Annotated in this window: 19 protein-coding genes and 2 pseudogenes; 18 read left to right on the top strand and 3 right to left on the bottom strand. The window is 62.8% G+C overall.

Annotated elements, in window-relative coordinates; all coding sequences use genetic code 11:
- The 8 genes and pseudogenes from AKN83_RS26355 to AKN83_RS40675 all read left to right on the top strand — a co-directional run bounded on the left by AKN83_RS26355 (window position 1) and on the right by AKN83_RS40675 (window position 7,363).
- Window positions 1–309, top strand: a complete 309-nt coding sequence (locus AKN83_RS26355) for a ferredoxin (RefSeq protein WP_050402900.1) — start codon at window positions 1–3, stop codon at window positions 307–309.
- Window positions 296–1,141 (top strand): SDR family oxidoreductase, encoded by an 846-nt coding sequence (locus AKN83_RS26350; protein ID WP_050402901.1) that lies wholly within the window; start codon window positions 296–298, stop codon window positions 1,139–1,141. Before AKN83_RS26355 ends, AKN83_RS26350 begins: the two co-directional genes overlap by 14 nt.
- Window positions 1,141–2,484, top strand: a complete 1,344-nt coding sequence (locus AKN83_RS26345) for a cytochrome P450 (protein WP_050402902.1) — start codon at window positions 1,141–1,143, stop codon at window positions 2,482–2,484. Before AKN83_RS26350 ends, AKN83_RS26345 begins: the two co-directional genes overlap by 1 nt.
- Before the next feature lie 142 nt (window positions 2,485–2,626).
- On the top strand, window positions 2,627–3,634 hold the full coding sequence (locus AKN83_RS26340) for a polyprenyl synthetase family protein (protein ID WP_157113574.1): 1,008 nt from the start codon (window positions 2,627–2,629) through the stop codon (window positions 3,632–3,634).
- A 264-nt stretch (window positions 3,635–3,898) separates the two neighbouring features.
- A complete protein-coding gene (locus AKN83_RS26335) occupies window positions 3,899–5,449 on the top strand; it encodes a hypothetical protein (protein WP_050402903.1) in 1,551 nt (516 codons plus the stop codon).
- A pseudogene (locus tag AKN83_RS26330) lies at window positions 5,446–6,312 on the top strand (terpene synthase family protein); the annotation flags it as partial. The gene AKN83_RS26335 and the pseudogene AKN83_RS26330, both read left to right, overlap by 4 nt.
- Before the next feature lie 205 nt (window positions 6,313–6,517).
- Window positions 6,518–6,793 (top strand): annotated as a pseudogene (locus tag AKN83_RS38620) (IS5/IS1182 family transposase); the annotation flags it as partial.
- Window positions 6,794–7,033: 240 nt separating this feature from the next.
- Window positions 7,034–7,363 carry a hypothetical protein gene (locus tag AKN83_RS40675; protein WP_172803611.1) on the top strand — a complete coding sequence of 110 codons (330 nt, stop codon included), beginning with the start codon at window positions 7,034–7,036 and terminating at the stop codon, window positions 7,361–7,363.
- On the opposite strand, the gene AKN83_RS42085 is transcribed toward AKN83_RS40675, so the two are convergent.
- Window positions 7,295–7,666 (bottom strand): DeoR family transcriptional regulator, encoded by a 372-nt coding sequence (locus AKN83_RS42085; RefSeq protein WP_430641580.1) that lies wholly within the window; start codon window positions 7,664–7,666, stop codon window positions 7,295–7,297. The two genes, AKN83_RS40675 and AKN83_RS42085, sit on opposite strands and share 69 nt — an antisense overlap.
- 172 nt (window positions 7,667–7,838) lie before the next feature.
- Window positions 7,839–8,630 carry a histidinol-phosphatase gene (gene hisN, locus AKN83_RS26325; RefSeq protein WP_050402904.1) on the bottom strand — a complete coding sequence of 264 codons (792 nt, stop codon included), beginning with the start codon at window positions 8,628–8,630 and terminating at the stop codon, window positions 7,839–7,841.
- Between the two features lie 820 nt (window positions 8,631–9,450).
- Between hisN and sfnG the strand changes: the two genes are divergently transcribed.
- The 8 genes from sfnG (at window position 9,451) to AKN83_RS26280 (ending at window position 18,646) form a co-directional block, all read left to right on the top strand.
- Complete coding sequence (gene sfnG / locus AKN83_RS26320; protein WP_050402905.1) at window positions 9,451–10,551, top strand: dimethylsulfone monooxygenase SfnG; 1,101 nt, start codon at window positions 9,451–9,453, stop codon at window positions 10,549–10,551.
- Between the two features lie 25 nt (window positions 10,552–10,576).
- Complete coding sequence (locus AKN83_RS26315) at window positions 10,577–11,485, top strand: ABC transporter ATP-binding protein (RefSeq protein WP_094193836.1); 909 nt, start codon at window positions 10,577–10,579, stop codon at window positions 11,483–11,485.
- On the top strand, window positions 11,485–12,375 hold the full coding sequence (locus AKN83_RS26310; protein WP_050402907.1) for a branched-chain amino acid ABC transporter permease: 891 nt from the start codon (window positions 11,485–11,487) through the stop codon (window positions 12,373–12,375). Before AKN83_RS26315 ends, AKN83_RS26310 begins: the two co-directional genes overlap by 1 nt.
- A 3-nt stretch (window positions 12,376–12,378) precedes the next feature.
- Window positions 12,379–13,422 (top strand): branched-chain amino acid ABC transporter permease, encoded by a 1,044-nt coding sequence (locus AKN83_RS26305; RefSeq protein WP_050402908.1) that lies wholly within the window; start codon window positions 12,379–12,381, stop codon window positions 13,420–13,422.
- A 27-nt stretch (window positions 13,423–13,449) separates the two neighbouring features.
- A complete protein-coding gene (locus AKN83_RS26300; protein WP_050402909.1) occupies window positions 13,450–14,781 on the top strand; it encodes an ABC transporter substrate-binding protein in 1,332 nt (443 codons plus the stop codon).
- A 59-nt stretch (window positions 14,782–14,840) separates the two neighbouring features.
- Window positions 14,841–15,629 carry an ABC transporter ATP-binding protein gene (locus tag AKN83_RS26295; protein WP_050402910.1) on the top strand — a complete coding sequence of 263 codons (789 nt, stop codon included), beginning with the start codon at window positions 14,841–14,843 and terminating at the stop codon, window positions 15,627–15,629.
- 22 nt (window positions 15,630–15,651) lie between these two features.
- Window positions 15,652–16,848: an acyl-CoA dehydrogenase family protein gene (locus AKN83_RS26290; protein ID WP_050402911.1), complete on the top strand. Its 1,197-nt coding sequence runs from the start codon at window positions 15,652–15,654 to the stop codon at window positions 16,846–16,848.
- 1,561 nt (window positions 16,849–18,409) lie between these two features.
- A complete protein-coding gene (locus AKN83_RS26280; RefSeq protein ID WP_050402912.1) occupies window positions 18,410–18,646 on the top strand; it encodes a hypothetical protein in 237 nt (78 codons plus the stop codon).
- A gap of 296 nt (window positions 18,647–18,942) precedes the next feature.
- On the opposite strand, the gene AKN83_RS39910 is transcribed toward AKN83_RS26280, so the two are convergent.
- Window positions 18,943–19,095, bottom strand: coding sequence for a hypothetical protein (locus AKN83_RS39910; protein WP_157113573.1), 153 nt, complete (start codon window positions 19,093–19,095; stop codon window positions 18,943–18,945).
- A gap of 232 nt (window positions 19,096–19,327) precedes the next feature.
- Here AKN83_RS39910 and AKN83_RS26275 point away from each other — a divergent pair, with 232 nt between their 5' ends.
- Together AKN83_RS26275 and AKN83_RS26270 are read left to right on the top strand one after the other, a co-directional pair.
- Complete coding sequence (locus AKN83_RS26275) at window positions 19,328–20,113, top strand: class I SAM-dependent methyltransferase (RefSeq protein ID WP_083992241.1); 786 nt, start codon at window positions 19,328–19,330, stop codon at window positions 20,111–20,113.
- A 1,285-nt stretch (window positions 20,114–21,398) separates the two neighbouring features.
- A complete protein-coding gene (locus AKN83_RS26270; RefSeq protein ID WP_244486029.1) occupies window positions 21,399–22,697 on the top strand; it encodes a DUF5623 domain-containing protein in 1,299 nt (432 codons plus the stop codon).
- The last annotated feature ends 31 nt before the right edge of the window (window positions 22,698–22,728 follow it).

The raw sequence follows: 22,728 nt of genomic DNA, 5'->3' as shown, positions 1-22,728 counted from the left end.
ATGCGCGTCGTGGTCGACCAGGATCTGTGCGGAACTAGCGGGCAGTGCGTGCTGACGCTGCCGAGCACCTTTCGCCAGCGCGAATCGGACGGCGTGGCCGAAGTTTGCGTGGCGACGGTCCCGCAGGCGCTGCACGCTGCCGTGAGGCTGGCGGCGAGCCAGTGCCCAGTCGCCGCCATTCGGGTCATCGAAAGCGACGCTGGCGATGACGAGCGCGGAAGCGCCGGCCCTCCGCCTACTACACTGGAAGCCGAGCGGCATGCCGCAAGAGACCAATGCCACCCAGGAGGGTACGATGGGACGGTTTGAAGACAAGGTGGCCGTGGTGACCGGTGCCGGAGCCGGCATCGGCAAGGCATGCGCCCTCGCTATAGCGCGCGAGGGAGGCAGGGTGGTGGTCGCCGACATTGATGGCTCGGCGGCTATCGCCAGCACCGCGCAAATTGCATCCGAGGCAGACCGCGCGCTGGCCTCGGCCACAGACATCGCCGATGCGCAGGCGGTGGCTGCGCTATTCGAAACGGCGGAGCGGCACTTCGGTGGGGTCGACCTGCTGGTGAACAACGCGAGCGCCATGCATCTGACTCCGCGCGATCGCGCGATCCTTGACCTGGACCTGGCGGTCTGGGACCAGACAATGGCGACCAATCTGCGCGGTACGTTGCTCTGCTGCCGGCAGGCCATCCCACGGATGATCGCCCGCGGTGGTGGCGCGATCGTTAACATGTCGTCGTGCCAGGGGCTCAGCGGTGACACCGCACAGACGTCCTACGCCGCGTCGAAGGCGGCGATGAACATGCTGTCCGCCTCGCTCGCCACCCAGTACGGTCATGCGCAGATCCGCTGCAACGCGGTTGCGCCGGGTCTTATCATGACCGATCGTCTCCTCGCAAAGCTGGACGAGTGCACGCAATGGCATCTGCGCCGGCACCAGCTCCTGCCGCGCGTCGGCCGCCCCGAAGACGTGGCCTCGCTGGTGGCGTTCCTGCTCTCCGACGATGCTGCGTTCATTACTGGCCAGGTCGTGTGCATCGACGGCGGCATGATGGCGCATGTGCCGACGTACGCCGATGGTGGCAACAGCCGCGCCGCGCGTCCTTCCGGCAAGACCGCCGAAGCGGACGCGTCGCGGGGCTGCTGATGGACATGCTGCTCAACCCGCTGAACCGTCGGCATCGGCTGCGGCACGACATCGCCGTCGTGCCGGGTGCTTTCCCCTTGGTCGGACATCTTCCCGCCGTCGTCTGCGACCTGCCGTGCCTGCTGCGGCGCGCGGAACGGACTCTGGGCAGCCACTTCTGGCTGGATTTCGGCCCTGCCGGACATCTGATGACCAGTCTGGATCCGGACGTTCTCGCACTGCTCCGGCACAAGGACGTGTCCTCGGCGCTGATCGAAGACATCGCGCCCGAATTGTTTGGCGGAACGTTGGTTGCCCAGGACGGCATCGCGCACCGGCAGGCGCGCGATGCGATCCAGGTGTCGCTTCTGCCCAAGGGGCTGACCCAGGCGGGCATCGGCGAGCTGTTCGCACCCGTCATCCGGGCGCGCGTGCAGAGGTGGCGCGACCACGGCGACGTAATCATCTTGCGCGAAACCGGCGATCTGATGCTCAAGCTCATCTTCAGTCTCATGGGAATCCCCGCGCAGGACCTGCCGGGATGGCGTCGCAAGTACCGGCAACTGCTGCGGCTGATCGTCGCGCCCCCAGTCGACCTGCCCGGACTGCCATTGCGGCGCGGTCGCGCCGCCCGCGACTGGATCGATGCGCGGTTGCGCGAGTTCGTCCGCGCCGCGCGTGAACATGCCTCGCGCACCGGCTTGATCAACGACATGGTGAGCGCCTTCGATCGCAGCGACAATGCGCTTTCCGATGACGTCCTGGTCGCCAATATCCGCTTGCTGCTGCTTGGTGGGCACGAAACCACCGCCTCGACGATGGCCTGGATGGTGATCGAGCTGGCTCGGCAGCCTGGGCTGTGGGACACCCTGGTCGAGGAGGCGCAACGCGTGGGCGCGGTGCCGACCCGGCACGCGGATCTGGCGCAGTGTCCGGTTGCCGAGGCGCTGTTCCGCGAGACGCTGCGCGTGCATCCGGCGACGCCACTCCTGGTGCGTCGCGCAGTGCGTGACTTGCAACTCGGCCAACGGCGCATTCCCGCGGGCACCGATCTGTGCGTCCCGCTGCTGCATTTCTCGACCTCGGCGCTGTTGCACGAGGCGCCTGATCAGTTTCGGCTGGCGCGGTGGCTGCAACGCACCGAGCCGATCGGGTCGATGGACATGCTTCAATTCGGTACCGGTCCACACGTCTGTGTGGGCTACCACCTGGCATGGCTGGAACTGGTGCAGTTCTGCATCGCCTTGGCGCTGACCATGCACGAGGCCGGGGTGCGGCCGCGGTTGCTGAGCGACGCCGAAAAAGGCCGGCGCTATTACCCGACCGCGCATCCGTCCATGACTATCCGCATCGGATTCTCATGAGCTGGCATCGCATGCGCATGTGGCGCGGCAGCGACGCCGGCGACGCGCGGCAATGCTGCACTCGGCGCGCGCACGGTGCGACGCCGACAACACCGCGGCGCCCCGCCGCTCGCCGTGGCGGCCTCCTGTCAGGTACGAGCATATGAACAACTTGCAGGCCGATACTACGCCACAGGACGACAGGACTGGTGCTTCTTCGCTCGGCGGATTGGGCGGACCGGCGCGCGGCGCATCCGGCGGGCTGCTGCCCGAGATCTGGATGCAGGAGGGCGCAAAGCGGGTCGAAAAGGTGCTGGCGCGCCTTCTCTTCGTCGAACATGACGGTGAGAGCGAGCTGAAGGCGGCGATGCGCTACGCCACCTTGTATGGCGGGAAGCGTACCCGTGCCTTGCTCTGTTTGGCTGCCGGCGCACTGTCCGATACGCCGGCGCACATGCTCGACGACGTCGGCGCTGCCATCGAGATGATGCACGCTTGTACCCTGGTCCACGACGATCTGCCTGCGATGGACGACGATGTGCTTCGCCGCGGCCTTCCGACCGTGCACGTCAAGTACGGCGAAGCTATTGCGATCCTGGTCGGCGATGCGCTGCAGGCGCACGCCTTTCTGACCCTGGCGAGCCTGGATGCGCCAGGCGATTACCGTATAGCGCTCGTGCGCGAACTGGCGCTGGCGGTGTCCGCAGAGGGTGCCGCAGGCGGGCAGGCCATCGATCTGTCGCTGGTTGGAAAGCACGTGGAGCTGGACAGGATCGTGGCGATGTACCGAATGAAGAGCGGGGCGCTAGTGCGCGCATCCGTTCGCATGGGCGCGCTATGCGCCATCGCGGACGATGCCGCGCACGCTGCGCTGTACTGTGCGCTCGATCGCTACAGCGCCTGTTTCGGCCTGGCATTGCAGGTGATCGACGACATTCTCGACGTGACAGCAGATACCGCGACGCTGGGCAAGACCGCCGGTAAGGACGCGGCGGCGCAGAAGCCGACCTGCGCGTCGATCATGGGGCTGCAGGCGGCGCGCCAGTTCGCGCTGGATCTGTTGCGCGATGCCGGGGAAGCCATCGCGCCGATGGGGCCGCGCGCAGAACGGTTGGCGCACATCCTGCAGCGGGCCAACGCGTATCTGTTCAAGCACGCGCCATGCGCATGAGCGTGCCCGTCCGCTTGGAGACGCTCCTTTGCTGTGCGATCGGTCGGCGGCCGCGGATCGTGCATGCTGCACTAATGTGCGAAGTGCCCGGCGCCGATCGCAGAGGTTGCCGCTGCGCGCTGTGCGCAAGCCTATGCGGCGGGCCCGCGCCAGCATCGGGGCGGTCGGCGCGCCGGAGCAGGGCGGTCGTCCGGCACTGCCCATACGACAGCTTGCGGCGACATGATCGACGTCTGCCCATCCGTCTGCAGAAGGAGCATCCGCGTGAACGCGCTCTCCGAACAGATCCTCTCCGAATTGCGTCGCCTGCTGAGCGAGATGAGCGATGGCGGCAGCGTCGGTCCGTCCGTCTACGACACGGCGCGAGCTCTGCGGTTCCATGGCAACGTCACCGGTCGGCAGGATGCATACGCGTGGCTCATGGCGCAGCAACAGGCCGATGGCGGATGGGGAAGCGTGGACTTCCCGTTGTTCCGCCATGCGCCTACGTGGGCGGCATTGCTGGCATTGCAGCGGGCCTATCCTCTTCCCGGCGCTACCGACGCAGTCCAGGCTGCAACCCGGTTCCTCCAGCGCCAGCCCGATCCTTACGCGCATGCGGTCCCGGAAGACGCGCCGATCGCCGCGGAGCTGATCCTGCCGCAGTGTTGCGGCGAGGCCGTATCCTTGCTGGGCGGCACGGCGTTTCCGCGCCACCGGGCGCTGTTGCCGTTGCGGCAAGCGCGCCTGGTCAGGCTCGCGGCGGTGACGACGTTGCCGAGCGGCCATCCGTTGCTGCACTCCTGGGAAGCCTGGGGGACGTCGCCGACCACCGCATTCCCGGATGAGGACGGCAGCATCGGCATCAGTCCGGCGGCCACCGCTGCGTGGCGCGCCCACGCCGTGACACAGAGGAGCACGCCGCAGATCGGGCGCGCCGACGCGTATTTGCAGACGGCATCGCGGGCGACGCGCAGCGGCATCGAAGGGGTCGTTCCCAACGTCTGGCCGATCAATGTGTTCGAGCCATGCTGGTCGCTGTACACCCTGCATCTGGCCGGGCTGTTCGCGCATCCCGCGCTCGCCGAGGCTGTGCGCGTGATCGTCGCGCAGCTTGACGCGCGTCTGAGCGGGCGCGGTCTGGGCCCGGCCCTGCACTTCGCGGCGGATGCGGACGACACCGCGGTTGCGTTGTGCGTCCTGCGCCTTGCTGGCCGTGACCCGGCGGTCGATGCGTTGCGGCATTTCGAAATCGGCGAGCTGTTCGCCACCTTCCCCGGCGAGCGCAATGCCTCGGTGTCGACCAACATCCATGCCCTGCATGCCTTGCGGCTGCTGGGAAAGCCCGCCGCCGGCGCCAGCGCCTACGTCGAGGCCAATCGCAACCTGCAAGGTCTATGGGACAACGAAAAATGGCACGTTTCGTGGCTGTATCCCACTGCGCATGCGCTCGCTGCGCTAGCGCAAGGCAAGCCGCAGTGGCGCGACGAGCGCACGCTTGCGGCGCTGCTACAGGCGCAGCGTGAGGACGGCGGCTGGGGCGCCGGTCGTGCGTCCACATTCGAGGAAACCGCCTATGCGCTGTTCGCGTTGCGCGTGATGGACGGGAGCGAAGAGCCGACAGGGCGCTGGCGCATCGCGCAGGCAGTCGCACGTGCGCTGGACTGGATGCTCGCCCGCCATGCGGCGCATGCATTGCCGCAAACGCCGCTGTGGATCGGCAAGGAACTGTATTGCCCCACCCGGGTCGTGCGCGTAGCCGAACTCGCCGGGTTGTGGCTGGCGCTTCGTTGGGAGCGGCGGGTCCTGGCCGAGGGAGCAGGAGCGGCGCCATGATCCAGCTCGAACGCGCGCTGCAACAGGTGCTGGAGTGGGGGCGTTCCCTGACCGGGTTCGCCGACGACCATGCCATGGAAGCGGTCAGAGGCGGCCAGTACATCCTGCAGCGCATCCACCCGAGCCTGCGCGAAATCAGCGCCCGAACCGGCCGCGATCTGCAGGACGAAACGCTGATCGTGGCGTTCTATCGCGAATTGGCGCTGCTGTTTTGGCTCGACGATTGCAACGACCTTGGCCTGATCGCGCCGGACCAACTCGCCGCGGTGGAGCAGGCGCTGGGACAGGGCGAGCCGTGCGCGCTCCCCGGATTCGAGGGCTGCGCTGTGCTGCGCGCTTCGCTGGCTGCGCTTGCCTACGATCGTCGCGACTATGCTCAGCTTCTCGACGATACCCGGCGCTACTGCGCGGCGCTGCGCGCCGGACAGGCGCGGACGGCAGACGCGGAACGCTGGTCCTATGCCGAGTACCTGCACAACGGCATCGATTCGATCGCCTACACGAACGTGTTCTGTTGCCTGTCGTTGCTGTGGGGGCTGGACATGGCGACCTTGCGCGCGCGTCCGGCGTTTCGCCAGGTCCTGCGGCTCATCTCCGCGATAGGGCGCCTGCAGAATGATCTGCATGGACGGAACAAGGACAGGTTGGCCGGCGAGGCCGGCAACGCGGCGATCCTGCTGCTGCAGCGCTATCCGGCTATGCCTGCCGTGGAGTTCCTTAACGACGAGCTGGCCGGCCATACGCGCATGTTGTATCGGCTGATGGCGGAAGAACGCTTTCCCGCGCCGTGGGGAGCGTTGATCGAGGCCATGGCGGCCATCCACGCCCAGTACTACCAGACCTCGACCAGCCGCTACCGCAGCGCGCCGCGGGAGGAGGCTAGCGTGCGCCGGCTTGAACGCGCGGGAGGCGATGGCGTGCACGCACTGCCGTCGGTCCGATCCGGCGCAACGCCGTCGCCCGATGCGACCGACGGAGCGAACATGAGCGACACGGCGCCCTGAGCCGGCGTAAGGACGGCCATCTGGACCTCGTGCTGGGTCAGCAAACGGCGCCGGCCACGGTTGCAAGAACTGCGAGCGACTGATCGAACACGATGCGGTGATCGCGCTGTTCAACAAAGTGGTGGAGATCGCCACTGACCGGGGCTGGTTGTCGGCGAACATTTCAGTGTGGATCGCACGTTGATCTAGGCTTGGGCCGGGCAAGAGTTTCAAGAAGGACGGCGATGACGAGGGCGGCAGCGACTTCCGCGGACAATCGCGCAGCAACCGCGCGCACGTGTCCACGAGCGATCCGGATGCGCGGCTGTATCGCAAAGGCAGCATCGGACACGCGCTCCGCTCACTTCTGAGCAATTCGATGGCGGCACGATGGCGCGAGCCGCAAGCGGTCGCTTAGTTTTTACAAATTTGGAATCTAGTTATGTGGGGGATGGAGAAAATGCCGCACGTGCCTCTCGATGCGCCGCAGTCCCCAAGCGACAACTACGTTCGAATTGACTGAGCACAGTTGCGGAAACATGGCGTTCTGACGGGCCCTGACGTCGACGATCACGCAGTCTGCGTCTACCAAGCGCGCAATATGAACCCGGCTAACGACACCCACTTTGGAATAGTCGGCGAGAATAATGCGCTTGCGCGCATGATCAAACGTCGCTCACGCTGTCTCTATTTCGTCGGGATGAAGCTCATCGCACCAGCGGTCGCATCGAAAACCGAACGGAGGGACCATCGCGAAATCCGCTCGGTAGCGAGCTATCTCATTGACGGTATTCGCCCCGAGCGTTGCGGGCGGATCGTCTGTCCCACCCAGGATCAACCCCTGTTTCCGCGCTGCGTGCAATCACCCGCGGAAGTCAAGCACTTGGCGGCATTGAGAGAGTTGGTGACGACAATAAGCCCTTCCATCTGAGCTGAGCGTTGGGCCAGGGTAGTTGTCGTGCTTCCCCGTCGAAAGGATCGTCTGACCGGCCTCGACCATTGCTGCCGCTGCCCTGGCAATCGCTCTTTTCTCGCGACTACGTACGGCAGTGCGCAATTGGCAGGGAGCCTCCTTGTCCTTGGCAACCGGAACGACTCCGCCGCGGACCCGGCGGAGTTCTCCGCTTTCTTTCGTTTCCATGAGATCGCGGCGTATCGTTTCGAGCGACACTCCAAAATCTTCCGTCAGCCGATCAACGCTTAGCGTGCCGAACGTTGCCAACATCGATCGAATGTGACGCCGTCGTTCCTCTGGTCACATAGATGCTCCCCAGTATCTTAGCAGTTTCTATCGTCGGCTTCGGGCCATAGCGCGACACGACAATAGGCTCGATGCGTCCAACCGACATGATGCTGGCGCCCATCCTTCCACGTAACTGACCGACTCAGCCGCGCTTCTATCGTTTCTAGAGCAAGGGCAGAACTTCGGCGTGAAGTTCTGCCGTGCTTGCAGCGATGACCCGCTTGCCGGAGGTGATCGTGAGCGGCTTGCCCTCCCAGTCGGTGACAATGCCGCCGGCTTCTTCGATCACCGGCACCAGCGCCATGAAATCGTAAGGCTCCATCCGCGTCTCGATCACGAGGTCGATGTGTCCCGATGCAAGCAATCCATAATTATAGCAATCGCCGCCGAAGCGACACATCCGGGCAGTTTGGCTGATGCCCAGGATTTGATCGCGTTCTGATTCTGCAAAATAGAGGGGCGACGTGGTGTAGAAGTTCGCGTCGGCGAGGCGCCGGCAGTCGCGAACTTGGCATTTTGTGCGAAGGCCGCTCGAGTTGACAAACCAGCTACCCAGGCCGGTTGCGCCCGTCCAGCGTTCCCGCAATGCGGGCATCTCGACGACGCCAATCTGTGAACGCCCTTGGATAGCGAGCGCGACCAGCGTTCCCCAAAGCGGAGACCCGGAAATGAAGCTGCGCGTGCCATCTATGGGATCGACCACCCACGTAGGCAAATCGAGATCACCCTGGATCCCGTATTCTTCACCGAAAATCGCATGCTCTGGAAATCTAGCGGAAATCGCCTTTCTGATGGCTTCCTCGACACGCCGATCTGCCTCCGTAACGGGGCTCTCGTCATCCTTCGTGTTGATGTCTATCGGCCGTCGAAACCATTCGGTGGCGTGAGAACCTGCGCTTCCAGCGATCTCGAACGCGAAATCGACCAAATCAGACATCGAGTCTGCACCATCCATGCTGGCAACCTCCTGAGCATTGCAGATCCAGCTTAAGGTACAAAAACACATATTGCCATATCGCTTTTGATACCGTGGCTTCGGTTGCCACGCAGAAACCCAAAAACAAAAAAAGCTATCCCGATTATTGCTCGCATCTCTAACCGGACGGCCACTCCGGCCTATCATGCGGTAATTGATATTGGCTTCGACAGAGAAATGCTTTTGGCTTCATCGGGCAATTACCAATCGCTGGAAGAATGTGCCGACACCTCCTGGAGGCGCCAAAACCCACATTGGTCCGATAGTCAGCTCCGCCTCTCTTCGCGCATGCATGCTCGCCTTACCGAATGGAGCAGCAAGGCTCGGGCTAGACGCAATACCAGCGCGTTATAAGCGTCGCTCGGTGCTTAGCGGCACGTTCAATCCGAAGAAAATCGACCGCTCAGCATCAAACGATGCATTTTGCATCAACAAAAGAATACCGCTTTCCCGGACTGGCTGAAAAAGAGATTGCCTTGGACTCGCTCGTCTCTGCTTTCTCTGAGACTATTGATCGTTCGCCGATGCTGCCTGCGAGGGGAATGCGGATGACTTGCAATGGCCCGTTTGACCGATCTCGAAGTCGCGCCGCGCCGCTGACATCGTGTCGAACGGTGTGTTGTTGACGCAGCGAACGTGTGCCGGCGCGTATCACGGATACTGATCGGCCACCCTTCCCCTAGTTCAAATCTGCCGGCAGCTCGCATGAGCCGCGCTGTAACCCACTGGATGGGCGCCCGCGCGAACGCTTCGTGCTGCCTTCCTCACCCCGTCACGTCCAACGTTTGAGGCAATTCCAATGACTAACAGCCATGATCAGGTCAAATTCGCTTACTGGGTTCCAAATGTTTCCGGTGGCCTTGTAATCAGCAAGATCGAACAGCGAACCGGATGGGACATCGACTATAACCGCCGCCTGGCGCAGATCGCGGAGCAGGCTGGCTTCGATTATGCGCTGAGCCAGATCCGCTTCACCGCCGGTTATGGCGCCGAGTTCCAGCATGAGCCGGTCGCCTTCAGCCATGCTTTGCTCGCCGCGACCACGAAGCTGAAGGTGATCGCAGCGCTGCTGCCCGGACCGTGGAATCCGGCGGTCGCGGCCAAGCAGATCGCCACCATCAGCCAGCTCACCGAAGGCCGCGTCGCCGTCAACATCGTCAGCGGCTGGTTTCGCGGCGAGTTCACCGCGATCGGCGAGCCCTGGCTCGATCACGACGAGCGCTATCGCCGCTCCGAAGAGTTCATCCGCGCGCTGCGCGGAATCTGGACCCAGGACAATTTCACCTTCCGCGGCGATTTCTACCGCTTCTCCGACTACACGCTGAAGCCGAAGCCGGCGCATCCATTGCCCGAGATCTTCCAGGGCGGCAGCTCGCGTGCCGCGCGCGACATGGCCGCGCGGGTGTCGGACTGGTACTTCACCAACGGCAATTCGGTCGCGGAGATCAAGAAGCAGATCGACGACATCAGGGCGAAGGCGCGCGCCAACAATCATTCGGTCAAGATCGGTGTCAACGCCTTTGCGATCGCGCGCGACACCGAAGCCGAGGCGCGCGCCGTGCTTGACGAGATCATCGTCAAGGCCGATCCGGAGGCGGTCAACGCGTTCGGGCACGAGGTGAAGAACGCCGGCAAGGCCTCGCCGGAAGGCCAGGGCAATTGGGCGCAATCCAGTTTCGAGGATCTCGTCCAGTACAATGACGGCTTCAAGACCAATCTGATCGGCACGCCGGAACAGATCGCCGAGCGCATCGTCGCGCTGAAGGAGGTCGGGGTCGATCTCGTGCTGCTCGGCTTCCTGCACTTCCAGGAGGAGGTCGAGTATTTCGGCGGCCGCGTCATTCCGCTGGTCCGTGCGCTGGAGGCAAAGACCGGCGCGCATGCCGAGGCTGCCGAGTGATGGGGAGCCTTTCGACGTGACGGTGATGGTGACGAACGCTGAGGTCCTTGCGCTGGAGGCGGCTCCGGCGCAAGGCAAGACGCGTGCAACGGCGACAGCCGATGTTCCGGAGCGGCGGCCGGCACAGGCCGCGGATCGCGCGGCGCAGCCGGTGCTGGCCCTCAGCCAGATCGCGCTGACATTCGGCGGCGTCGCCGCACTGCGTGACGTCGATCTTGCGGTGGCGCCCGGCGAGATCCGTGCCGTCATCGGGCCCAACGGCGCCGGCAAAAGCTCGCTGCTCAACGTCATCAGCGGGCTCTACCGGCCCGACCGCGGCGAGGTCTGGCTCGGCGAGCGCGCCTTCGCCCAGGTGCCGACGGCGCGATTGGCGGCGCACGGCGTGGCGCGCACGTTCCAGAATCTCGCGATCTTCAAGGGGCTGTCGGTGTTCGACAACGTCCTGATGGGGCTCGCGCATCGCGTCCGCTCAGGCTTCTTGCGCCAGATCATCGGCTCGCCGCTGGCGCGGCGGATCGATGCGGAGAATCGGGCCGCCGCCGAGGACGTCATCGGCTTCCTGCATCTTGGCGAGGTCCGTGAGCGCGCCGCCGGAACCTTGCCCTATGGCTTGCAGAAGCGGGTCGAGCTGGCGCGGGCGCTGGTGGCGCGACCGACGTTGCTGCTGCTGGACGAGCCGTTCGCCGGCGTCACACTGAGCGAGAAGCTCGAGCTGTCCGAGCACGTGCGCAATGCGCGCGACAGCTATGGCGCCACCATCGTGCTGATCGAGCACGATATCGGCGTCGTGATGGGATTGTCCGATCGCATCGCGGTGCTCGACAACGGTAGCAAGATCGCCGACGGCACGCCCGACGAGGTGAGAGCCGACCAGGCCGTGATCGACGCCTATCTCGGCGTTGCGCATCAGGACATCACGGAGCTTGCGGTCTGATGTTCGATTATCAGTTCCTGATCGAGGTGTTGGTCGGCGGCCTGCTGTCGGGGGTGATGTACTCGCTGGTCGCGATCGGCTTCGTGCTGATCTACAAGACCTCGGGCGTGCTGAATTTCGCGCAGGGCGCGATGCTGCTGTTTGCGGCGCTGACCTTCGTCAGCCTGGTCGAGCGCGGCAGCTCGTTTCCGGTCGCGTTCGTCATCACGCTCGCGATCATGGTCGTGCTCGGCGTCAGCGTTGAGCGCGCGGTGCTGCGGCCGCTGGTCAACCAGCCGCCGACCACGCTGTTCGTGGCGACGCTCGGGCTGTCCTATGTGATCGAGGGCGCGGCGCAGCTGCTGTGGGGCACCCAGGTCCACGGCCTCGACATCGGGATCAGCGACGTGCCGCTCGACATCGCCGGGGTCTTCATCAGCCGGTTCGACCTGTTCGCCGCGGCGGTCGCGGGCAGCCTGGTGGCGCTGTTCGCGCTGTTCTTCCGCTACACCCGCACCGGGCTGTCGTTCCGCGCGGTCGCCGATGATCCGTTCGCGGCGCTGGCCGTCGGCCTGCGGCTGCCGCGGGTCTGGGCCAGTGTATGGACAGCCTCCGGTATCGTCGCGCTGGTGGCGGGCCTGCTGTGGGGCGCGCGGCTCGGTGTGCAGTTCTCGCTGTCGCTGGTGGTGTTGAAGGCGCTGCCGGTGCTGGTGCTCGGCGGCTTCGATTCGATCGCCGGTGCGATCATCGGCGGACTTCTGATCGGCGCCATCGAGAAGCTCTCCGAAGTCTATGTCGGGCGGCTGTTCGGCGGCGGCATCGAGGCCTGGGCGGCCTATGTCGTGGCGCTGGTGCTGCTGCTGGTGCGGCCGTCGGGGCTGTTCGGGCAGAAGCTGGTCGAAAGGGTCTAGGCCATGAGCGCAGCACCATCGACGGCACAGCTCTTGCCCGGCGCCGGAGCCTTTGCGATCACTGTCGGGGCCGCGGTCGCCTTCGGCGCGGTTCCGCTGCTCGGTTCCGACTATCTCATGGACGCGGTGCTGACGCCGTTCCTCGCGCTCGCGCTGGCCGCGGTCGGGCTCAACCTGCTCACCGGCTACGCCGGGCAGGTGTCGCTGGGCTCCGCCGCGTTCCTCGCGGTCGGTGCCTATGCCACCTACAACCTTCACCTCCGGCTGCCGCAGCTGCCGCTGTTGGTCGATCTGGTGCTCGCCGGCCTCATCGCGGCTGCGATCGGCATCGTGTTCGGATTGCCGAGCCTGCGGCTGCGCGGCTTCTACCTCGCGGTCTCGACGCTCGCCGCGCAGTTCTTCGTGCAATGGGCGCTCACCAAGTTCGGCTGGTTCTCCAACGACAATCCGTCCGGCGTGATCGATGCCCCGGTGCTCAGCGTGGCCGGCTTCACCTTCACCAGCCCGGCGGAGCGTTACGTTTTCTCGCTGAGCGTCGTGGTGGTCGCGACGGTCCTGACGCAGCGGCTCCTGCGCGCGCAGAGCGGCCGCAATTTCATCGCGGTGCGCGACCACGAACTCGCCGCCAAGGTGATCGGCGTGCCGCTGCTACGCACCAAGCTGCTCGCTTTTGGCGCCTCCTCGTTCCTGATCGGCATTGCCGGCGCGCTGTGGGCCTTCGCCTATCTGCGCACGGTCGAGCCGGCCGGCTTCAACCTCGATCGCTCGTTCCAGATCCTGTTCATCATCATCATCGGCGGACTGGCCTCGCTGCGCGGCGCGTTTCTCGGCGCCGCCTTCATCGTGGTGTTTCCGCTGCTCCTGTCACGCGCCGGCGCGGCCCTGCTCGGCGGCGTGTTCGATTCCGGCGTGCTGGAGATGAGCCAGCGTATCGTCGTCGGCGTGCTCATCATCGCGTTCCTGATCGCCGAACCGCGCGGCCTGATCGCGCTGTGGGACCGGCTTTGGCGCGCGGTCGCGCGGCCGGCCGCCATCCGCAACACCTGACATTTCGCACCACTGGAGAGACCCAAGATGATTAAATCGAGATATCTGAGATTTGCCTTCGCCGCCGCGGTGGCCTCCGTGCTGGCCACAGCATCGGCGGCGCGGGCCGACGAGCAGTTCTTCCCGCTGCAGAGCTACCGGGTCGGTCCCTATGCGGCCGGCGGCACCGGCTTCTTCGGCGGCTTCATCGACTATCTCAATTTGATCAACATCCGCGACGGCGGCGTCAACGGCGTCAAGCTGACCTGGGACGAGGGCGAGACCCAGTACGAGGTCGAGCGCGGCGTCGAGGTCTATGAACGGCTGAAGGGGCGCCCCGGCGTTGCCGCCTGGAATCCGCTGTCGGTCGGCATCGCCTATGCCATGATCGACCGCATTACCAAGGACAAGGTGCCGCTCATCACCATCAATCACGGCCGCACCGATTCGACCGACGGCCGCGTGTTCCCCTACGTGTTTCCACTGCTGCTCAATCCCTACAGCGAGACCTCCGGAATCGTGAACTACATCGCGAGCCGCGAGGGCGGGGTCGACAGGCTGAAGGACAAGAAGATCGTCGTGCTCTATCACGGCTCGCCCTATGGCAAGGAGACCATCCCGATCTACAAGCTCTTGGCCGACAAGTACCAGTTCAGCCTGGAGCAGATCGAGGTGCCGCATCCCGGCAACGAGCAGCAGTCGCAATGGCTGTCGATCCGGCGCGCGAAGCCCGATTACGTGGTGCTGCGCGGCTGGGGTGTGATGAATCCGGTGGCGCTGAAGACCGCGCAGAAGGTCGGCTTTCCGGCCGACCACATCATCGGCAACGTCTGGTCCAATTCCGAGGAAGACGTGATCCCGGCCGGTGACGCCGCCAAGGGCTATATCGCGATCACCACGCAAGCCTCCGGCGAGCAATATCCGGTGCTGCAGGAGGTGATCAAGACGGTCTATGGCGCCGGCAAGGGCAATCTCGACGACAAGAAGCGGATCGGCAGCGTCTACCACAATCTCGGCATCGTGAACGGCATCCTCAATGTCGAGGCGATCCGGATCGCGCAGGCGAAGTTCGGCAAGCGCACCTTGACCGGCGATGAAGTGCGCTGGGGCTTCGAGCATCTCCAGCTCGATCCGGCGCGGGTCGAAGCGCTCGGCGCCAAGGATTTGTTCCACTCGATCAACGTCACCTGGGACAATCACGAAGGCGACGGCCGCGTCACCTTCCAGCAGTGGGACGGCGGCAAGTGGAAGGTCGTCTCCGGCTGGATCGCGCCGGACTGGGCCTTCCTGCGCCCGATCATCGAGAAGTCGGCCGCCGCCTATGCCAAGGAGCACGGCATCAAGGTGCGGAGCTCCGGCGACGATCCCGTCAGCAACTGACGCCGCAGGGACGCGGGAGCTGTTCAGCTCCCGCGTCCCTCAAGACGATGGATCAACAGATGAGCGAAACCCTGCTCTCGGTCGAAGGTCTGGCCGCGACTTACAACTACGCGATCGCGGCCGTCAGCGACGTCTCGCTTGCCGTGCGGCGCGGCGAGATCGTCGCCGTGCTCGGCGCCAACGGCGCCGGCAAGTCGACCACGCTGCAGGCCATCTCGGCGCTGCTCTCGGCGCGTCGCGGCCAGATCACCGCGGGCCGGATTGTTTTCGATGGCCGCGATGTCGCGGGTACGTCCGCAGCGACGCTGGTGCGCGCCGGGCTCGTTCCGGTGCTCGAAGGGCGGCATTGCTTTGCCTCGCTGACGGTGGAGGAGAACCTCGTCACCGGCGCGATGGGGCGCGATGCGCGCCGGGCGGAGATCGCCGCGGACCTCGACCGCATCTATCAGCTGTTTCCGCGGCTGAAGCAGCATCGCCGCACGCTCGCCGGACTGACCTCCGGCGGCGAGCAGCAGATGACGGCAATCGGCCGGGCGCTGATGTCGCGTCCGCGGCTGCTGGTGCTCGACGAACCGTCGATGGGCCTCGCGCCGCTGGTCGTCGAGGCCATCTTTCGGGCGCTCAAGCAGCTCAACAGCGAGCAGGGGCTGTCGATCCTGGTCGCCGAACAGAACTCGACCGTGGCGCTGCGCTTTGCCGACCATGCGGTTGTGCTCGAGAACGGGCGCAGCGTGCTGGCCGGCCGCGCGGCCGAACTGCGCCAGCGCGCCGACATCAAGACCCACTATCTCGGCGGATCGTCGCAGGCCGACCCGCGCCCAAGGCAGCCGCGCGAGGCTGTCGCATGATTGCAACCCGGAGAGACTGACCATGGCCAACGACAATCTAGCACGCAGGATCGACGACGACGTTTATGCCAGGCTCGATGCCGCCATCGACGCGACGGTGAAGGTGCATGCCGACCGCAACGACCGCGAGAGCCGCTTTCCGCGCGAGAACCTTCGCGCGCTGGCGGAGGCCGGCTGGACCGGCGTGCTGAACGAGCCGCAGTTCGGCGGGCTCGGCCTCGGCCATCTGGACTTCGCGGAAGCCGCCTACCGGATCGGGCAGGCCGATGCCTCCACCGGGCTCATCTACGTCATGCATGTCGGCGCGGCTCAGACCATCAATCTGTTCGGCAACACCGATCAGAAGGAGCGCTGGCTGAAGGCGAATAATGGCGGCCTGCTCGGCACCTATTCGACCAGCGAACGCGCCACCGGCGGGCACTGGTGGTACAATCTGTCCGAAGCCTCGCGCGACGGCGACGACTATCGCGTCAACGCCGAGAAGTCGTTCACGACGAGTTCGGGCCAGGCCGATTATTACGTGGTGCAGACGCGCACGCCTGATGCCAAGGATCAGGCCGACATCATCTTCTTCATCGTCGACGGCAAGGCCGAGGGCATCGAGTCCCGGCCCTGGGATGCGCTCGGCGTGCGGGCCAACCATTCCGGGGCGATCCGCTACAGCAATGTGCATGTGCCGCAACGCGACCGGCTCGGCGCCGAAGGGCAGGGCAAGGAGATCATCTATGACGGCGTCTCGCCGGTCTATCTGATCGGGCTCGGCGCGGTTTGGGAAGGCGTGGCGCGCGGCGCGTTGAACGCGGCGATCGCCCACACCACGAGCTTCGTGCACAAGGACAGGAACAAGAGCCTGTCGGATTATCAGGCGATCCGCCAGGAACTCGGTGCCGCCAAGGTGCTGGTCGAGACGCTGCGACCGTGGCGCAACGAGCTCGCGGGCAAGCTCGACGCGCTCTGGCGTGCCGGCAAGCCGCAAAGCGAGATCCTGATTCCGCTGACCGAGTTCAAGGTGCACGCCGCCGAGGTCGCCAACAAGGTCGCCGCGACCGCGCTGACGGTGACGGGCGGCTACGGTTATCATCGCGGTCCGATCGAGCGCGCCTATCGCGACGCCCGTGCAGCGATCGCGATGGGGCCCTCCAATGTCATCGCGCGCGACTGGATCGGAAAGGCAATGGTCGGTCTGCCGCTGGAGCTCTTCTACGAGGGGGGAGAGTAAGTCGAATAGGGGGACATCCCCAACCTTGGCGCACATGAGATGTCCCTCTCGTGGAATAGCTCTCCATTGCCGGTGGGGATGCTAGAGCGACCGGGACGTGTGCTGTCGGGAGGTCAACGGTCTCGATCAGACCAGTGGCGTCCATGTCCACAGCAAGACTCTCGCGGTCTTCTCAGGGCGCCTTGAACGGAGCCTTATCTGTCGAATGGCAGGTAGGGCGCGTCCGAGATCAAGAGCGATCCTGTTGGCGATAATTGGATCCGCCATTTGCTTCGATATTGAGGTTGATAAGGATATTCATCATCGCCTGCCTTCCCGAACTCGCTAATGAGGGCCTCCCGAGAGAGGACGAGGAGAGGGGCAGATATGTAATGGCGCCATCGGGACATCCAGGATTCGAACAAAGGACCGGCGGACGCCGGCGCTAGCGCTACGACTGTACGGTCCCGAGTCGATCTGGCAGCAGGTCGGCCAGCGGCTCCTCGACGATACCTGCGCTCGGCTGACCGGCCGTCAGGAAGATGAGGTCGATGCCGACGAGCCTGATCCGGATGATTTCCCGGCCGGTCCGAAGTGGCCGTGATCGCGCTACATTCGTGCTCAAGACTTTAAGGGTTCGGCCCTGCAAGACGCGGGCGGCGCGAAAAATCAGCCGAGAGCGTGCAGTCTGGCGTGGCAGCGGCGACGCCAGAGACGTCGGCGGGTCCGCAGGATATCCGAAATGCGCCTGCTGCGGCGAGACAGGAGATCCGTCTCCAAATCCACCGCGATCGAGGCCAATCGGTACGCTCCCCCGACCATCCGCGTGACTTCCTCGTCCCCGATCGGACGACAGTACCGATCGGCGATCCGAGCGTTACCGACGAACGTGCCGGTCTCGACGTCGATACAGGTGAGGGTACCCGGGCCCGCCGGATCTTCCGGTCCTGAGACGATTACGTGGCAGTCCCGATAAGGCAGTTTTCGCCTGCAGATGCTTGAGGGGGCCGAGGACACGTCGCACATCCATTTTTGCGCCGGCCAGGCACGTCGCCTGCGGCAAAGTTTCTTCGTGCGCGGGAGAAGCTCCCGCGTGTGCTTCGAGGATTGGCCGGCGGCGGTGAACGAGTGCCGCGAACGATCGCTATAATTTGAAACGTTCCGGTAAAGGGCGGGGCCGGTTCATTTAATGGGAAAGAATCCGTTGCCTTCGAGACCTCGGCTCTGGCGATTTCCCAAGGATTCGTTGAGGAAGACACGAACGAGCATTCCATCAGGATCGCAGGCGGCGTTCCAGCTTAAGCTTCTGGAGGGCAGAACGAGTCACCAGCGGCATGGATACGGCGCCGATGTGAGAACTATGGATGGAGGGCTTATGACGTTGGTGAGGCAGGTGATGCCTCCGCGGGGCTGAAGAGTGGGATCCGAGGGTGGTCGAGAAGCATCAAGACTGTGCGCGATGTTCAACCGGAAGGTTCTTAGGATCTATCGGAACTGGTCGACCGCCATCTATGATACCGGGTTGCATTTCGTTTTGGTCTAGTTGAGCTGGAGGAAATGATCGCCGCAGATTCCTTGCGGTTTGGCCTTCCGCATCGTCGGCGACATCCGGCAGGTTTGCAGGCTCAGGGCGGACTACGAGGGCCGCTTCCTCAAAAAGCGAGGCTTCCTGATACGGAGAAACGGCTTGGCGTTCGCCAACAGCGTCGCTGCCGCAGAATTGGACGCGCGTCCCGCGGCCAGACGCGCGATCGACGAACGGGCCCGTCAGGCGCAATCTCGAATTCAAGCGAACGAGGATTACAAGTCTGTTGAGTAGAAATCTAACTCTCAGAAGTACGTCGGCGTGTCCCGTTGTCAGACCGCGAGCGTTAGTTACCAGTGACCGAAGCGCAAAATGGTACGGTGAAGCAGATATCGCGCTTCTGGTGATCGAAAACGAGGCTTTCGATCGTCGTTCGACGACAGGATTCTCTCGGATCGGCCTACCAGCCGGATCGCGACGTAGTGCGGCTGAGACCTGACTGAATTGAACGCCAATCGGGCCGAGGCCAAAGTGCCAGATACCCGATGATCAACTGATCATCTGCACTATGAGCATGCTGTTCGACGGCATCACCTCATGTTGGTAATGATCATCGACATACCGATCATCGGCATCGTCGAGTGTCGGTCGTGACCCAGCAGCAGCACGAGCAGAAGAGTTGGCTCACCCCCGCCTGATACCGGCGCCAGCGGCCTGCCGGCCATGCGAAATTCGGCGCCCATTCTTCGAATTGCTCCAGCGTCGGGATCTTTGCCGCGTCAACCTTGGACTTTGCTGAATTTGGTAGTCGCAGCAGCAGCAAATCAGTTGTTCTTATGGTCCGAAATCGAGTCGCTCTTACCTGTCTCATGAAATTCTTCTTCGAAACAACCGCTTTTTTCAGAGGATCGTTGAGATAAATTCGTCGGGCTCGGCGAGAGCAATTGAATTTGTGTAGTCAAAGGGAATGACGCGATGAAAGAAACGGTTGATAATCGCCTATTGGCAGCAATTGATCGGTTAGCGAAATCTTCCAGCGAGGTAGCCAAAGCTTTGTCGACAATGCTGAGCAAGCAGGACATTGCAAATGAACACCTGCGCAAACTTGTAACCGCTGCGGAAATGTACGGGCTACCCAGAACAAATCATAGCTTGTTTCGTACTTTGTCTGTGATTGCACAAGAACGAGCGATTGAGATAATCCGTACAGAAATGCCTGATGCTGTCTTTTTTGCCGATCATGATGAGTTCAGGTTTGATGCCTTGTCAAAAGCGGATGCGGGTGTTGCTCTCGAGTTCGGTGTCTATACCGGTTACACCATCAGCACCATGGCCGAGCGATTTCCGGAGCGGAAGTTTTATGGCTTCGATAGCTTTAATGGCCTGCCGGAGCGCTGGAATGGATATCTTCCAGTGGACTTCGATCGTGGAGGCAAGGCGCCTGACGTTCCGGAGAACGTAGAGCTTATTGTTGGTCTGTTTGATGAGACGATTCCGTTGTTTGCTCAGCGCAAGCTGCCCGTTGCGTTCATCCACGTCGATTGCGACATATATTCAAGCACAAAAAGTATCTTTACGGGGCTCAAGTCTCAGATTCGTCCAGGATGCGTTATCGTGTTTGACGAATACTTCAACTACGTAGGGTTCGAGAAGCATGAAAGACTAGCTTTCGACGAATTCATCCGTGAGACCAACTATGGTGTTAATTGGATATCGTATTCGGGGCAACAGGCCGCTTGTGTACTGACGACGGGTGCATAGTGCCTACAGTCGGGCCGCAGAAATGCGTGGTCGGTGCGGAGTTCGTTACATTCTCCTTCAATCTCGATGGATTGAATTTGGCAATCGACAATTTCACTCATTGATATTGCTTGTCGCCATAAGGCTGGTGCAGGGAGCAGCAGCGGCATGCTTTTACACTCGTCTATGGCCATTGTATCGTCTGTGGGAAAGCCCTCAAGTAGAGGGGTGTTGGAACGCTCTGCTTACCAGATTACTGGCTATTCCGTGGAGTCGTTCATTTCGTTCTCGGCGCGAGCGGACATATTGGCGGCGCGATCAATCCTGCATCTGAGAACAGGAGAAGCGATGTGCCGGAGACCTGGCTCGCCCATGCGGAGGAGAAGCCGGGCAGCTGGTGGAACAACTAAATCGGGTGGCGTAAGTCCTGGACGGAGGAGCGTTTGCTGCACGCTCCCAATTTGGGAGTAACCTCTACCCTCCGAGCGAGCCGTCGCCTGGTCCGGATCGCCGGCTGTGGTGCCACGTCGACCAGCAGGTTTCATGAGGCAGATTTCCTGAAGGCACCACCCTCGGTTTTCTCGAGCTCAAAAATCGGCAAAAAAAACGAGCGGAAATTCGGCCGTCGTAAAAAGTGTCCTCACATATTATTATTAACGAAATTGGTGGGCCTTCCTGGATACGTATCGAACTTTTTGCGTCGCCCCGCCCCCTGAGGCCCGCGAAATTTTTGAGGAAATTCGGCGCGGAAGCGTGAGCGAGTTCGCCTAAATCTGAAGACAAGCGGATTTTGATTCCACTCGAAGTCACTGATTTTGGCACCTTTTTCGTTCCCAAATAGTACAAAGAGCCCGATTTCATTGGGTTTCTTACGAGATCCTCCGCGAATTTCCGCACGGTCATCATTCCAAAAAATTCTCGTGATTTTTCAATCGCTTCCAATTCTTGCTGCTAGCTCCACGCAGCATAGACGCAGCATGGAAGAAGCTTTCGCGCATGTGCCCCTCGCACTCGCTGTTGATGAGGCGGCGAATTGTCTCGCTGCCCGAGATTTGCGCAACTATCCACTTGCTCGGCGATCGGTCGTCCCCCCGACAGCATCCGATGCCATTTGCGCCGTGTGTAGCCGACCGGCCCTTTCAAAATACTCAACTTCTGGTATGGTACGGATTGGCTCCCGGCAGGAGCCTGCCGCCCGTCGTAGCGAAGCCGTTGAGGCACTGCTTTGATGCATCGTTCCCGCATGTCAGTCGGGTCCGAGAGGTGGTTGACGGGCGACGCTTCGCTAAGGGCCAGGAGACTGGACATGTCGCACGATCACATTCGTCCTTCCTCGATCGAGGGGATTAAGCAACTCGCCAACCGTCTCAAGAAGGCAAATGGCCTGAAGCATAGCGTCGCACTGGATATGGCATCCAAGGCGGCTGGCTGCGAAAACTTCACGCACGCGCGTCGCAGCCTGGGTACTAATGCGAAGCCACGACAAGCGGCATGTGAAATCTATATCTCGGTGCCATGGCGTGACCGCGCGACCAAAGCAACTGGGCGCGAAATCCTCAAAATGATGGTTAGCAAGCCGCTGGATGCGCTGGTGAGCCCAGCGCAGTACAAGATAGCGCGCGGACTGATCGCGATGCGGCGCGAGGGTCCTGACCATATCGCGGACACCTACACCGCTTCGTCCAAGCTGGCGGCGCAGGAGGCAGCATGTGCCGCAGCGCGTACCCTCCAGTTCATTGATGCGACGAATCTGAAGCCGTCAAAGGCCAAGCGTTCTTTGCCGCGAGGGGATTTCCAGAACCGAATGCCAGGATCCGACCACGATAGCGCATGGTTTGATCCCGCCACGAAGATCTATATTCGGGCGAATGAGCCCTATAGCCAGGGTGATGTGACGGCAGAGCAGCTAAAATGGGCAACGCAGCATGGCTGGACGGTGGCCGCGGCACCCTGGAAAGGCATGTATAACCCAGACGGTGGATCATGGCTTTTTCTCGCGGCCGACACCTCGAAGGGTTATTCGCTGGACCCGATCATCTTGAAGCTCGCCGCGGCCCCGGCTCCCATTGTGGTTGCGGATTGGAGTGGCGAGTCCAGGCCCTTCCTGCCGGAATTCGTCAGTCCGGGCCGCTTGGCTGAGACCAAGGCAAAGGCAGCTATGCCGAAGTCAGAGCGACCTCGCGGGACCAACAACTCGGTTGAATATGCCTTGTTCCCATCCGGCCCGAGCCGCCGACCTAAGGCCCAAATGCCGGTCGAGGGGCACAAGGCTGTTGGACGCCTTTTGAAATCGGTATTGGTCGATACTCGTCAGCGCGCAGGCGTCTACCGGCGGGTCGACGCCATTCGCTGCGAACTCGATAACTGGGTTCAGTGCGAGTACAAGCGCGACGAGCTGTCGGACGAGGTCTTTTTCAATCTCTACTATCAAGGATTGCCGAAGGATGATCCGCTCGCGGTGCCTCCTGCGGGCCGCGAGCGGCACATCGCCAGTCTTGCCGAGGTAGTGGCGACGCTCGCGCAATACTATCCCGAATGTCCTCCGTTGCGCGCACTATTGACAAAGGCAAATCAAGCGATCGCCTCGCTCCGCGCATGGAGATAAACAAATGCGCGCCTAACTAAACATCAAAAAG

The sequence above is a fragment of the Bradyrhizobium embrapense genome, from assembly GCF_001189235.2.
GTDB lineage: Bacteria > Pseudomonadota > Alphaproteobacteria > Rhizobiales > Xanthobacteraceae > Bradyrhizobium > Bradyrhizobium embrapense.
Note: the sequence above shows the minus strand (reverse complement) of the source record. Positions and strands in the feature narration are given on the sequence as shown.